At 72.5% G+C, this 13,102-nt stretch carries 12 protein-coding genes; 8 read left to right on the top strand and 4 right to left on the bottom strand.

From position 1 onward, the window contains the following. Positions 1-82 precede the first annotated feature (82 nt). On the bottom strand, positions 83-1,096 hold the full coding sequence (locus MQP27_RS46220) for an ABC transporter permease (protein ID WP_242777161.1): 1,014 nt from the start codon (positions 1,094-1,096) through the stop codon (positions 83-85). 116 nt (positions 1,097-1,212) lie between these two features. Here MQP27_RS46220 and MQP27_RS46215 point away from each other — a divergent pair, with 116 nt between their 5' ends. The 8 genes from MQP27_RS46215 (at position 1,213) to MQP27_RS46180 (ending at position 8,222) form a co-directional block, all read left to right on the top strand. Then, the gene (locus MQP27_RS46215) at positions 1,213-1,863 is read left to right on the top strand and encodes a TetR/AcrR family transcriptional regulator (protein WP_242777159.1); all 651 of its coding nucleotides are present in this window, start codon (positions 1,213-1,215) and stop codon (positions 1,861-1,863) included. Between the two features lie 88 nt (positions 1,864-1,951). Next, positions 1,952-2,254 carry an urease subunit gamma gene (locus tag MQP27_RS46210; RefSeq protein WP_010355509.1) on the top strand — a complete coding sequence of 101 codons (303 nt, stop codon included), beginning with the start codon at positions 1,952-1,954 and terminating at the stop codon, positions 2,252-2,254. A gap of 10 nt (positions 2,255-2,264) precedes the next feature. Then, positions 2,265-2,576, top strand: coding sequence for an urease subunit beta (locus MQP27_RS46205; RefSeq protein WP_242777157.1), 312 nt, complete (start codon positions 2,265-2,267; stop codon positions 2,574-2,576). Next, the gene (locus MQP27_RS46200) at positions 2,569-4,290 is read left to right on the top strand and encodes an urease subunit alpha (RefSeq protein ID WP_242777155.1); all 1,722 of its coding nucleotides are present in this window, start codon (positions 2,569-2,571) and stop codon (positions 4,288-4,290) included. The genes MQP27_RS46205 and MQP27_RS46200 overlap by 8 nt, the downstream gene beginning before the upstream one ends. 31 nt (positions 4,291-4,321) lie before the next feature. Then, complete coding sequence (locus tag MQP27_RS46195) at positions 4,322-4,996, top strand: urease accessory protein UreF (protein ID WP_242777153.1); 675 nt, start codon at positions 4,322-4,324, stop codon at positions 4,994-4,996. A 51-nt stretch (positions 4,997-5,047) separates the two neighbouring features. Further along, positions 5,048-5,725 carry an urease accessory protein UreG gene (gene ureG / locus MQP27_RS46190; protein WP_242777151.1) on the top strand — a complete coding sequence of 226 codons (678 nt, stop codon included), beginning with the start codon at positions 5,048-5,050 and terminating at the stop codon, positions 5,723-5,725. Then, positions 5,713-6,480, top strand: a complete 768-nt coding sequence (locus MQP27_RS46185) for an urease accessory protein UreD (RefSeq protein ID WP_242777298.1) — start codon at positions 5,713-5,715, stop codon at positions 6,478-6,480. Before ureG ends, MQP27_RS46185 begins: the two co-directional genes overlap by 13 nt. 131 nt (positions 6,481-6,611) lie before the next feature. Continuing rightward, positions 6,612-8,222: an alpha/beta hydrolase gene (locus MQP27_RS46180; RefSeq protein ID WP_242777149.1), complete on the top strand. Its 1,611-nt coding sequence runs from the start codon at positions 6,612-6,614 to the stop codon at positions 8,220-8,222. Between the two features lie 67 nt (positions 8,223-8,289). On the opposite strand, the gene MQP27_RS46175 is transcribed toward MQP27_RS46180, so the two are convergent. The 3 genes from MQP27_RS46175 to MQP27_RS46165 form a co-directional block, all read right to left on the bottom strand. After that, positions 8,290-9,021: a lysophospholipid acyltransferase family protein gene (locus MQP27_RS46175; RefSeq protein ID WP_242777147.1), complete on the bottom strand. Its 732-nt coding sequence runs from the start codon at positions 9,019-9,021 to the stop codon at positions 8,290-8,292. Between the two features lie 263 nt (positions 9,022-9,284). Then, complete coding sequence (locus tag MQP27_RS46170; protein WP_242777146.1) at positions 9,285-10,514, bottom strand: PP2C family protein-serine/threonine phosphatase; 1,230 nt, start codon at positions 10,512-10,514, stop codon at positions 9,285-9,287. Between the two features lie 68 nt (positions 10,515-10,582). Next, a complete protein-coding gene (locus tag MQP27_RS46165) occupies positions 10,583-13,036 on the bottom strand; it encodes a SpoIIE family protein phosphatase (protein WP_242777144.1) in 2,454 nt (817 codons plus the stop codon). Between the last annotated feature and the right edge of the window lie 66 nt (positions 13,037-13,102).

The raw sequence follows: 13,102 nt of genomic DNA, 5'->3' as shown, positions 1-13,102 counted from the left end.
CGCCTTCCCGGGCGCGAGAAGACCGCGCACCCCCGTCCGCTACAGCGGGGGTGCACGGTCGGTTCCGTGGAGTGCGGCGCCGTCAGCCGACGGGGGCGAGCTCCCGCTCGGCGGCCGGGTCCGCGGCCCTCGCGCGGGCCTTGAGCGCACTGCCCAGGAGTACGGCGCCCAGGCCCAGCGCGGCCCACCAGGCCAGGGTGAGGGCCGGGCCGGTCGCCGCCGCGCCGTCGAAGAACGACACCGAGCGCAGCAGCGTCGTCCCCGCCCCCGGCGGCAGCCACTGGCCGATCGTGCCGACCGGCTCCGGGAGCATGCTCGGCGCCGAGGACGCGCCCGAGAACGGGTTGCCCAGGAACATCACCACGAACGCCACGACCGCGATGCCCGGCGGGCCGATCAGCGCGGCGAGCCCCGCCACGGCCGCGCCGACCGCCAGCGTCGACAGCCCGAGCGTCCCGGCCTCCGCCCACCAGTCGCCGGTCAGCACCCCGAGCCAGCTGTGGGCGATCGTGACGGCGACGAGACCCACCAGAGCGGCGGCGCCGACCAGGGCGAGTGCGGCCCGGATCCCGCGCAGGCCGATGAGCGTGACCACGCTGCCCGCGATGATGCCGGCCAGCGCGAGGGGCAGCACGCTCGCGGTCAGGGCGGCGCCCCGGGGGTCCTCGGCGGGAGCGGCGACGACGTCCACCGTCCTTACCTGGGTGCCGGTCGAGGCGGCCTGCTGCGCCACCGCCTGCTGGAGCAGCTGGGCGACGACCGGGCTCGCCGCCGACGCGGTCAGCAGCTCGGGACCCTGGGCGGTGACCACGACGGCGCCGTATACGGTCCGGTCCTCGACGGCGTTCCGGGCGGCGGCCTCGTCGGCGTAGCGGTGGATCTCGAACGCGCCCTCGTGCCGCGCCAGTTGCTTCTCGACCTGGGCCGTGGCGGCGGTGGGGCCGGCCACGCCGAGCGGCAGGTCGCGGGGAGCGGTGCGGGCCGCCGGCCAGGCGAAGGCCCACAGGGCCACGGCGGCGAGCAGGGGGACGAGGACCAGGACCGCGAGAATGCGGCGGGTGTGCGTCCGCGGGGGAGTGGCGGAGGCGGTGGACATGGGGACGGTTCCTCTCGGAGCACTAAAAAGAAGGATCGTTCGTTTTTGCCGTGCCACCACCGTCCCGCTGCCCTGGCCGCTTGTCAAGAAGGAATGTTCGTTTTACTTTGGGCGGCATGGCCCGCGTATCCCAGGAACACCTCGACGCCCGCCGCCGGCAGATCCTCGACGGTGCCGCCCGCTGCTTCGCCCGCAACGGCTTCCACGCCACGTCCATGCAGGACGTGCTGAAGGAGGTCGACCTGTCGGCCGGGGCGGTCTACCGCTACTTCAGCGGCAAGGACGAGCTGATCGCCGCGATCGTCGGCGAAGTGCTCGGCCAGGTCCACGAGGGCTTCGAGGAAGCGGCCCACAGCGTCCCGCCCACGTCTCCCGACCTTCTCGTGACGACGGTCCTGGGCCGCGTCCTGGCGAGCAGGGAGTCCCTGACCGTGGACGGCCGGCCCGCGTTCCCGCGGCTGGTCGTCCAGGTGTGGACGGAGACACTCCGCAACGACGAACTCGCGGCCCTGCTGCGCGACGGCTACGGCGCCGTGCAGGACGCGTGGACACGCATCGTCGAGGCATATCAGGACGCCGGGATGATGCGGTCGGACGTGTCCCCGGAGCACGTGGCCCGCACCATGATGTCCGCCGCCATGGGGTTCCTCGCGCAGCAGGCCCTGTTCGGGCCGATGCCGGCGGACGTGCTGCGCGACGGTCTACGGGCGTTGATGAGCGTGCAGGATCACAGCTCGGTTAACTTGCTTGAAACTCGGTCCAACTAGCCTGCCGATCCACGCCACCAGGCACTTTGCCCGGCGGCCGCGGCAACCGGACCCCGCACGGTCCGGAGCGAGGACTGTGAGGTGGGACGTGCAACTGACCCCGCACGAGCAAGAGAGGCTGCTCATCCACGTGGCGGCCGACGTGGCCGAGAAGCGCCGGGCCCGCGGGCTGAAGCTCAACCACCCCGAGGCGGTCGCGCTCATCACGTCGCACATCCTGGAGGGCGCGCGCGACGGCCGTACCGTCGCCGAGCTCATGGCCTCCGGGCGCAAGCTACTCACCCGCGACGACGTCATGGAGGGCATCCCCGAGATGATCCACGACGTACAGGTCGAGGCGACCTTCCCGGACGGCACCAAGCTCGTCACCGTCCACGACCCGATCGTCTGAGGAGGGCCCGATGATCCCCGGAGAGTTCCTCTTCGCCGACGGTCCGATTGCCTACAACCAGGGCCGTGACGTGACGAGTCTGACCGTCCTCAACGCCGCCGACCGCCCCGTCCAGGTCGGCTCGCACTACCACTTCGCCGAGGCCAACCCCGGCCTGGACTTCGACCGCGCCGCGGCGCGCGGCAAGCGGCTCAACATCGCCGCCGGTACGGCCGTGCGCTTCGAGCCCGGCATCCCCGTCGACGTCGAACTCGTCCCGCTCGCCGGCGCCCGTGTGGTGCCCGGGCTGCGCGGGGAGACCGGAGGTGCCCTCGATGCCTGAGATCTCGCGCGCAGCGTACGCCGACCTGTTCGGCCCCACGACCGGCGACCGCATCCGGCTCGCCGACACCGACCTGCTCGTCGAGATCGAGGAGGATCGTTCCGGCGGGCCCGGACTCGCCGGCGACGAGGCCGTGTTCGGCGGCGGCAAGGTCATCCGCGAGTCCATGGGGCAGTCGCGTGCTACGCGCGCAGACGGCACCCCCGACACCGTCATCACGGGCGCGGTGATCATCGACCACTGGGGAATCGTCAAGGCCGACGTCGGCATCCGCGACGGCCGGATCACCGGCATCGGCAAGGCGGGCAACCCCGACACCATGAACGGGGTGCACCCGGAGCTGGTGATCGGCCCGGAGACCGAGGTGATCGCGGGCAACGGGCGGATCCTCACGGCCGGCGCGATCGACGCGCACGTCCACTTCATCTGCCCGCAGATCGCCGACGAGGCGCTGTCCGCCGGCGTCACCACACTCGTGGGCGGCGGGACCGGCCCGGCCGAGGGCTCGAAGGCGACCACCGTCACGCCCGGCCCCTGGCACCTGGCACGCATGCTGGAGGCGATGGAGCAGTACCCGCTCAACATCGGCTTCCTCGGCAAGGGCAACACCGTCTCGCACGAGGCGATGCTCTCCCAGATCCGCGGCGGCGCCCTCGGCCTGAAGCTGCACGAGGACTGGGGATCCACCCCGGCCGTCATCGACGCCTCGCTGACGGTCGCCGAGCAGACCGGCATCCAGGTCGCCATCCACACCGACACCCTGAACGAGGCCGGATTCGTCGGCGACACCCTCGCCGCGATCGCCGGGCGCGGAATCCACGCGTACCACACCGAGGGTGCGGGCGGCGGACACGCGCCGGACATCATGACCGTGGTCTCCGAGCCGCACGTCCTGCCCAGCTCGACCAACCCGACGCGGCCGTACACCGTCAACACCGCCGAGGAACACCTCGACATGCTGATGGTCTGCCACCACCTCAACCCGGCCGTCCCCGAGGACCTCGCCTTCGCCGAGTCCCGCATCCGGCCCTCGACCATCGGCGCCGAGGACATCCTGCACGACCTGGGCGCCATCTCGATCATCTCCTCCGACGCCCAGGCCATGGGCCGCGTCGGCGAGGTGATCCTGCGCACCTGGCAGACCGCCCACGTCATGAAGGGCAGGCGGGGAGCCCTGCCCGGCGACGGACGGGCGGACAACCACCGGGTACGGCGTTACGTCGCCAAGTACACGATCAACCCGGCGCTCGCCCAGGGACTGGCCCGCGAGATCGGTTCCGTGGAGCGCGGAAAGCTCGCCGACCTCGTGCTGTGGGAGCCGGCGTTCTTCGGCGTCAAGCCGCAACTCGTCCTCAAGGGCGGCCAGATCGCCTACGCGCAGATGGGCGACGCCAACGCGTCGATCCCGACACCGCAGCCGATCCTGCCGCGGCCGATGTACGGCGCGATCGGGCGGGCACCCGCCGCGAACTCCTTCAACTTCGTCGCGCCGCTGGCCATCGAGGACGGACTGCCGGAGCGGCTCCAGCTCGGCAAGCGGTTCGTGGCCATCGAGTCGACGCGCGGGGTCACCAAGGCCGACATGCGCGAGAACGACGCGCGGCCGCAGGTGCGGGTCGACCCCGACAGCTTCGCCGTGCACATCGACGGCGAGCTGGTCGAGGCGACTCCGGCCGCCGAACTGCCCATGGCCCAGCGGTACTTCCTCTTCTGATGAGGGCCGAGATGTTTCCGGTGGTGCCGTGATGTCGAGAGCCGCACTTCTCGTACTGGCCGACGGCCGCTTCCCCGCCGGAGGGCACGCGCACTCCGGCGGGGCCGAGGCGGCCGTCAAGGCGGGGCGGATCACCGGGGGCGCGAGCCTGGAGGACTTCTGCCGCGGGCGGCTGCACACGGCGGGGCTGGTCTCCGCCTCCCTCGCCGCGGCCGCCGTACTCGGCCTGGACGTCCGGGAGTTGGACGCGGCGGCCGATGCGCGGACACCCTCGCCCGCGCTGCGGGCCGCCGCGCGGAAACTGGGCCGCCAGCTGCTGCGGGCCGCCCGGGCGACCTGGCCGGGCGATGAACTCGACGCCGTGGCACGGGAGTTCCCCAAGGGGGCGCACCAGCCCGTGGTGCTGGGCCTGGCGGCCCGCGCCGCAGGCCTGGAGGCCGTGGACGCGGCCTACTGCGCGGCCTACGAGAGTGTGAGCGGACCGGCGAGCGCGACGGTGCGGTTGCTGAGCCTCGACCCCTTCGACGCGACGGGGGCGCTGGCGCGGCTCGCGCCGGAGCTGGACCGTGTCGTGGACCGGGCCGTGGAGGCCGCGCGCCGGGCCGTCGACGACGGGGTCGACGCCCTCCCGGCCGCCTCCGGCCCCCTGTTGGAGATCGGCGCGGAGGCGCACGCCGCCTGGGCGGTACGCCTCTTCGCGTCCTGAGCCCGTCATTCCGAGCCAGTCATTCCGAGCCAGCCTTTTGGAGCCGTACCCATGCATCTGGACCACTCCCACGACGGCCCCTCCGCCGTCAGCGCCGACGCCCGCCGCCCCGACGGCTCCCGGCGCGCGCTGCGGATCGGGCTCGGCGGGCCCGTCGGCTCGGGCAAGACCGCCACCGTCGCCGCCCTGTGCCGGGCCCTGCGCGACGAACTCTCCCTCGCCGTCGTCACCAACGACATCTACACCCGCGAGGACGCCGAGTTCCTGCTCCGGGAGGCCGTGCTGCCGCCCGAGCGCATCACCGCCGTCGAGACGGGTGCCTGCCCGCACACCGCGATCCGGGACGACATCTCCGCCAACCTCGAAGCGGTCGAGGACCTGGAGGACGAGGTCGGGCCGCTGGACCTGATCCTCGTCGAGTCCGGCGGGGACAACCTCACCGCCACCTTCTCCAAGGGGCTCGTGGACGCGCAGATCTTCGTGATCGACGTCGCGGGCGGCGACGACATCCCGCGCAAGGGCGGCCCCGGCGTGACCACCGCCGACCTGCTCGTCGTCAACAAGACCGACCTCGCGCCGTACGTGGGCTCCGACCTGGCCCGCATGGCCGCCGACGCCAAGGCCCAGCGGGCCGAACTGCCCGTCGTCTTCCAGTCGTTGAGGAGCGAGACCGGCGTCAGGGACGTCGCCGCGTGGGCGCGGGCGCAGCTCGCCGCCTGGACGGCGTGACCGTGACCGGGGTGCGGGCCACCGCCCGGATCCTCGCCCGGGACGACGGGAGAGGCGGCACCTCGCTGCCCGTCCTGGAGGGCGACGGGCCGCTCGCGCTGCGGCGGACGCGGGCAAGCGGCGCCGAGGCACGGGTCATGCTCGTCGGGGCGATGAGCGGACCGCTCGGCGGGGACCGGTTCGCGGTCGAGGCGAAGGTGGCGGAAGGGGCCAGGCTGAGCGTCGGTTCGGCCGCCGCCACCATCGCGCTGCCCGGTCAGACGAAGGGCGAGGCGCACTACGACATACGGCTCGACGTCGCCGACGGAGGGGAACTCGCCTGGCTGCCCGAGCAGTTGATCTCCGCCCGGGGCAGCGACCTGTACGTCACCACACGCGTCGAACTCGGCGCCCGGGCGCGGCTGGTGCTGCGCGAGGAGCAGGTGCTCGGCCGGGCGGGAGAGGAACCCGGACGGCTGACCAGCCGTCTTACCGTGCGCGTCGAGGGACGCGCGGTGCTGGACCAGGAGCTGGCCTGCGGACCCGGGGCACCGGGTGGGTGGGACGGTTCCGCCGTGCTGGGCGGGCGCCGGGCCGTCGGTCAACTCGTCGTCGTACGACCGGAGTTCGCGGCCGAGCCGGTGGCGGCCCGGATGCTGGGGGAGGAAGCCGCCCTCATGCCGCTGGCCGGGCCCGCCGTGCTGGTGAGTGCCGTGGCCGCCGACGCGCTGCGGCTGCGGCGCCTGCTGGACGAGGCGCTCGCCGCGCTCGGGTGAGTATCCGCTGAGCGGGACACGGTTTTCCGTTTATCGGATTGGCAAAGAAGGTCAACAACCCCTGTTCTCAGACTGCTCACAGCCGCGAGGATCCCCCTGTCCATTGGAAAAGACGAAGGGGGAGGCCCCACTTGAGGGGAACGAGACAGAACAGGCGGACGACGGTGCTCGGCTCGGCCGGAGCGCTCGTCACCGCCACGCTGATAGCCGGCGCCGTCGCGGCGCCCTCGGCCAACGCGAGCGCCGCGTCCGGCGCCCGGCACGGCCAGGACCGCGAGGCCCGCGGCGCCGCCATCGCCGCCGCGCGCGCCGCGAAGGCCGGCATCGACTGGCAGGACTGCCCCGCCGACTGGGGCTTCGCCAAGCCCATCCAGTGCGGCTGGGTCAGCGTCCCGCTCGACTACGCCAAGCCGTACGGCAAGCAGATCAAGCTCGCCGTCGACCGCATCGGCAACACCGGGACCGCGGCGGAGCGCCAGGGCGCCCTCGTCTACAACCCGGGCGGCCCCGGCGGCTCCGGCATGCGCTTCCCAACCCGGGTCACCAACAAGAACCCGATCTGGGCCAACGTGGCCAAGGCCTACGACTTCGTGGGCTTCGACCCGCGCGGCGTCGGCCACTCCGCGCCGATCTCCTGCCAGGACCCGCAGGAGTTCGTGAAGGCGCCCAAGATGGACCCGGTGCCGGACAGCGAGGCCGACAAGCTCGCGCAGCGCAAGCTGGCCTACGAGTACGCGCAGGGCTGCGCCGAGCGCACCGGCAAGGCGATGCTCCAGCAGATGACCACGCCCAACACCGTGCGCGACCTGGACGTCATCCGCGCCGCGCTCGGCGAGAAGAAGCTCAACTACCTGGGCGTCTCCTACGGCACCTACATCGGCGCGGTCTACGGCACGATGTTCCCCGGCCATCTGCGCCGCATGATCGTGGACAGCGTGGTCAACCCGTCGAAGTCGAAGATCTGGTACCAGGCCAACCTGGACCAGGACGTCGCCTTCGAGGGCCGCTGGAAGGACTGGGAGGACTGGGTCGCCGCCAACGACGCCGCCTTCCACCTCGGCACCACCCGCGCCGCCGTCCAGGCCAAGTGGCTCGAACTGCGCGCCACCGCCAAGAAGGACCCCATCGGCGGGGTCGTCGGCCCGGCCGAGCTGATCGGCTTCTTCCAGAGCGCCCCGTACTACGACTCCTCGTGGGTGCCGGTCGCGACGGTCTTCAGCAAGTACTTCGCCGGCGACACCCAGGCGCTGGTCGACGCCGCCGCCCCCGACCTGTCGGACACCGCGGGCAACATCACCGCGGAGAACGGCAACGCCGTCTACACGGCCGTCGAGTGCACCGACGCCAAGTGGCCCACCAGCTGGAAGAAGTGGGACAAGGACAACACCGAGCTCAACAAGGACTACCCGTTCATGACCTGGGCCAACGCCTGGCTGAACCTGCCCTGCGCGACCTGGCCGGTCAAGCAGCAGACCCCGGTGGACGTGGCGACCCACAAGGGCCTGCCGCAGGTCATGATCGTGCAGTCCACCCGTGACGCCGCCACCCCGTACGACGGCGCCGTCGAACTGCACAAGCGCTTCAAGGGCTCCCGTCTGATCACCGAGAAGGACGCGGGCTCGCACGGTGTGACCGGCCTGGTCAACCCGTGCATCAACCAGAAGGTGGACGACTACCTCCTGAGCGGCAAGCTGGACGCCGCGGACGTGACCTGCACCCCGCACGCCACGCCCAAGCCGTAACCAGCGGTCGTACGAAGTGAGGGGCGGCCGGAGTCTCCGGCCGCCCCTCACCCCTGCCCGACCCGCCCTACCCCAGCGGCATCCGGGGGAACCGGCGCTCCTTCTCCACGGCCCCGGCCGCCTCCGTCTGCTGCGCCTTGACGACGGCCGCGTACTCGTCGACGTACTCCTGCTCGGACAGCGTCAGGATGGCGTACATGATCTCGTCGGTGACGGCCCGCAGGATCGCCTTCTCGTTCTCCATGCCGGCGTAGCGGGAGAAGTCCAGCGGCTTGCCGAAGCGGATGACGACGGGGTGGATGTTCGGGATGACCTTGCCGGGCGGCTGCGCCTCGAAGGTGCCGATCATCGCGCAGGGAATGACCGGGACCTGGGCCTTCAGCGCCATCACGGCGACCCCGACCTTGCCCTTGTACAGCCGGCCGTCGTGCGAGCGGGTGCCCTCAGGGTAGATCCCGAGCAGCTCGTTCTTGCGCAGCACGCCCAGGCCCTCGCGGATCGCCGCCTGGCCCGCCTCCTTGCCGGTGCGGTCGACCGGGATCTGGCCCGCGCTGCGGAAGAAGGCCGCGGTCAGCCGGCCCCTGATGCCGGGACCGGTGAAGTACTCCTTCTTCGCGAGGAAGGTGATGCGGCGCTTGAGGATCGCCGGCATCAGGAAGTGGTCCGAGAAGGAGAGGTGGTTGCCGGCGACGATGGCCGGACCCTCGGCCGGCACGTGTTCGAGGCCCTCGATGCGGGGCCGGAAGACCAGTCTCAGCAGGGGGCCCAACAACACGTATTTGAGCACGTAGTAGAACAAGGGGTCGCTCCTCACTCCGGCGGATCGCCTGGGCCGCCGCGTTCCAGCAGGTCAACCGGCGTGTCGTGGGGTTGCCAGTGTAGGTGCAGCCGCAGTCCGCCGGAACACGGCGGACGCCGCGTCGTACACCTGGGGAGCAACTGCGGGACCAGCCTCCTGTTACCCGTCGGTAGAAGGCAACTTGACGGCCCATCATGGCGGATTCCGCATGCCGACTGGCGGGCCTCCGCGTCTTGAACGCCCGGCGCCGGGTGCGGTATCGCTCACAGCCGCACGATGACCAGCGCCGTGTCGTCCGTCGCGCCGCCCGGCGGGAGGAGCTCCAGGAGGACCGCGTCGGCGAGGGGCTCCGGGGACAGGGTGCGGTGACGGGCCAGGGAGGCGGCCAGGCGGGTCAGGCCCGTGTCGATGTCCTCGCCGCGGCGCTCGACCAGGCCGTCGGTGTAGAGGACGAGCGTGGCGCCCTCGGAGTACGTCGTGCGGGCCTGGGGTCTGGGGATCGGGTCGGGGCGGGCATCCAGGGGCGGGTCGGTGGCCTGGTCCAGGAACTCGACGCGCCCGTCGGTGTGGACGAGGGCCGGCGGCGGGTGGCCCGCGCTGCTGTATGTGATGGTGTGCTCGTCGAAGTCGACGAATGTCGTCACGGCGGTGGCCGACTCGGCGCCGTCGACCACGCCCGCGTACCGGCCGAGGACGTTGAGGGCCTCCGCCGGGCCCGCCGCGACACGGGACGCGGCGCTCAGCGCGCTGCGCAGCTGGCCCATGACGCAGGACGCCTCCAGGCCGTGCCCCACCACGTCGCCCACGGCCACGCCGATGCGGTTGCCGCCCACCAGGTCGACGAGGTCGTACCAGTCGCCGCAGACGTTGAGCGCGCCGACCGCGGGCCGGTAGCGCACCGCGGCCTGGTGGTGGCGGACCTGCCTGCGGGCCGGGAGCATCGCCTCCTGGAGGGCGAGGGCGACCTCGCGCTCCCGGGCGTGCGCCTGGCGCAGCCGTTCGTTGAGCTCCTGGAGTTCACGGGCCCGCGTGTACAACTCGGCCTCCAGGACCCGGGAGCCGGTGCCGGTCGGCCCGCCGCGGGCCCGGATCAGCTCGGTGACCTCCTCGACCCGGTGCACCAGCAGCACGACCTTGCCCTCGGCGTCGAACACCGGGGCGTTGACCGGGCTCCAGTACCGCTCCGTCCACTGCCCGGGCCGCTCGGGATCCTCGACGTCGTACCGCTGAAGGGCCATGGCGTCGCGCTCGCCGGTGGCCACCACGCGCTCCAGCGAGGCGGCCAGGTTGCGCATGCCGGACGCGCCGTCGTCGTTGGGGTTGTCCGGGAAGACGTCGAAGAGGTACCGGCCGACCACCTGCTCACGGGTGCGCCCCGCCACGCGCAGGAACTCCTCGTTGGCGTCCGCGTAGATCAGGTCGGGCGTCAGCAGCGCCACCATGCCGGGCAGCGCCTGGAACACCCCCGCGTAGTCGATGGCCGCGTCGTTCATGGCTACCGCCCATCCGCCGGAATCACACCATTTTTCCACGTCGTACGACGTATGTACGTCCCCGTGTGTCAGGCCGGCGGATCCGTCAGGGACTGCTCGGCCCAGATGACCTTCCCTTCCGGTACGAAGCGGGTGCCCCATCGCTGGGTGAACTGGGAGACCAGCAGCAGTCCGCGGCCGCCCTCGTCGGTGGTGCGCGGATGGCGCAGGTGGGGTGCGGTGGCACCGCCGTCGGACACCTCGCAGATCAGCGCGCGGTCCCTGATCAGCCGCAGCCGGATCGGGCCGTCCGCGTACCGGATGGCGTTGGTGACCAGCTCGCTGACGACCAGCTCCGTGGTGAACGCCAGGTCCTCCAGGCCCCACTCGGTCAGCTGCCGGGTGGCCTCCTTGCGGGCGTCGGCGACCACCGCCGGGTCGGCGGGCAGGTCCCAGTCGGCCACCTGGTCGGCGCCGAGCAGCCGGGTGCGCGCCATCAGCAGCGCCACGTCGTCGTACGGGCGGTCCGGGACCAGCGCGTCGACCACGGCCCGGCAGCGCAGGTCGAGCGTGGGCGCGAGCCGCTCCAGGGCGCGCCGCAGCCGGTCCCGGTCGGCGTCGAGCGTCCAGTCCCGGTCACCGCGGGCCAGCAGCCCGTCGGTGTGCAGCGCGAGCGTGCTGCCCTCGGCCAGGGCCAGCTCGACCGACTCGAAGGGCGGACCCCCGGCGCCCAGCGGCGGCCCCTGCGGAAGGTCGACGAAGCTGACCGAGCCGTCGGGCAGCACGACGGCGGGCGCCGGATGGCCCGCGGCGGCCATGGTGCACTGCCCGTCGACGGGGTCGTAGATCACGTACACACACCCCGACCCCACCTGCTGGACGCCTGCTTCCTCCGGCCCGAAGCCCTCCTCGTGGGCCGTCCGCCCGACCAGGTCGTCGAGGTGCGCGAGGACCTCGTCCGGCGGCAGGTCGAGCGCCGCGAGAGTGCGTACGGCGGTGCGCAGCCGGCCCATGGCCGCGGCGGCGTCGATGCCGTGCCCGGGCACCTCGCCGACGACCAGGGCGACACGCGCGCCGGAGAGGGTGATCAGGTCGTACCAGTCGCCGCCGAGGCCGGTCAGTTCGTCGGCCGGCCGGTAGCAGGCGGCCACCTCCACCGCGTCCTGCTCGGGCAGCCGGCGCGGCAGCAGGCTGCGCTGGAGCACGAGGGCCGCATCCCGTTCCCGGCTGTAGCGGCGGGCGTTGTCCACGCAGACCGCGGCGCGCGAGACCAGGTCCTCGGCGAGGGCGAGGTCGTCCTCGTCGAAGGGGTCCTGCCGGTGGCGGCGGAAGAACGTGGTGACCCCCAGCGTGACGCCCCGGGCGCGGATCGGCACGATCAGCACGCTGTGCAGGCCGAGCTCCAGGAAGGTCGCCGCCCGGTCGCCCGGTATGTCGGTGGCCCACTCCTTGGCCAGCGGGTCCAGCCGCTCCTCGCGCCAGGAGCGGCCCGTGACGAGGCTGCGGATCGGCGGGGATCCGGCGAGGTAGGTGGCCACCTCGCCGATCTCCACGACGGCCTCCGGGACCCCGGCGTTTACGGACTGGTGCCCGGCCCGCCGCAGCGGCACCTGGTCGGTGTCGCCCCGCGGGACCGGCTCGGGCTCGGCGCCGCGCAGCACGGAGTCCAGCAGGTCGACGCAGACGAAGTCGGCGAAGCCCTGCACGGCCACGTCGGCCAGCTCCTGCGCGGTCCGCGTGATGTCCAGGGTGCGGCCGATCAGCTCGCCCGCCCGGTCGAGCAGCGCGAGCCGCTGACGGGCGCGGTGCCGCTCGGTGATGTCGACGACGGTGTAGTAGACGCCCATGGGGTGGCCCTGGTCGTCCTCCAGCCGGGTGAACGACAGCATGTGCGCGGTCTCCCGGTGCGGTGCCGAGCGGACCTGGCCCACGTGCTCGTACCCCACCACCGGCCGGCCGGTCTCCAGCACGTGCCGGATCTGCGCCTCGATGCCCTCGGTGTCGATGCCGGGCTGGATCTCCACGAGCCGCCGGCCCAGCCGCTGGGCCGCGGAGCCGCCGCCGAACTGCTCCAGGGCGGCGTTCGACCAGACGCAGCGCAGATCGGTGTCCACGATCGCTATGCCGACGGGGGAGTCCGTGACCATCTGCTCCAGCACCGTGCGGCTCATGTCCCAGCCGCGGGCGCCCGCCACGTCGGACAGCAGTACCAGCCAGTGGGCCGCGCCGTCGGGTTCCACCGCCGGAGTGATCCGCACCATCAGCCGGACCGGCCGCCCGCTCCTGTGGCGCGCGGTCAGCAGCCCCGCCCAGCCGCCGTCGCGGCGGCACCGCCCGGCCAGCTCGGGCATCCGCGCGGCGTCCTCCGCGGACAGCAGGCCGGCCACATCGGTGCCCACCACCTCGGCGGCGGTGTACGCCAGCAGCCGCTGGGCGTCGCGCGTCCAGCTCGTCACGACGCCCCGCGCGTCGAGCAGCAGGGGCGCGGCATCGGCCACGTCGAACCGCTGCCGGCCCACGTCCTGCTCCTCGTGAGTGCCCACGGCCGACCTCTCTGTCGCTGAGAGTGGTCTACCACCTCTTGTCCCCATCTTCACCCTTCGGGCATC

It is taken from the genome of Streptomyces cylindrosporus (genome assembly GCF_022698165.1).
In the GTDB taxonomy this organism is placed as follows: domain Bacteria; phylum Actinomycetota; class Actinomycetes; order Streptomycetales; family Streptomycetaceae; genus Streptomyces; species Streptomyces cylindrosporus.
The sequence above is the reverse complement of the archived record's forward strand: the minus strand, read 5'-3'. Positions and strand labels throughout refer to the sequence as shown.

What these genes read in the sequence shown, in the direction of transcription:
- ureG (WP_242777151.1), top strand. Translation starts at nt 5,048, where the DNA reads ATGCATCTGGACCACTCCCACGACGGCCCCTCCGCCGTCAGCGCCGAC.
- MQP27_RS46205 (WP_242777157.1), top strand. Translation starts at nt 2,265, where the DNA reads ATGATCCCCGGAGAGTTCCTCTTCGCCGACGGTCCGATTGCCTACAAC.
- MQP27_RS46220 (WP_242777161.1), bottom strand. Translation starts at nt 1,096, where the DNA reads ATGTCCACCGCCTCCGCCACTCCCCCGCGGACGCACACCCGCCGCATT.
- MQP27_RS46170 (WP_242777146.1), bottom strand. Translation starts at nt 10,514, where the DNA reads ATGAACGACGCGGCCATCGACTACGCGGGGGTGTTCCAGGCGCTGCCC.
- MQP27_RS46195 (WP_242777153.1), top strand. Translation starts at nt 4,322, where the DNA reads ATGTCGAGAGCCGCACTTCTCGTACTGGCCGACGGCCGCTTCCCCGCC.
- MQP27_RS46215 (WP_242777159.1), top strand. Translation starts at nt 1,213, where the DNA reads ATGGCCCGCGTATCCCAGGAACACCTCGACGCCCGCCGCCGGCAGATC.
- MQP27_RS46200 (WP_242777155.1), top strand. Translation starts at nt 2,569, where the DNA reads ATGCCTGAGATCTCGCGCGCAGCGTACGCCGACCTGTTCGGCCCCACG.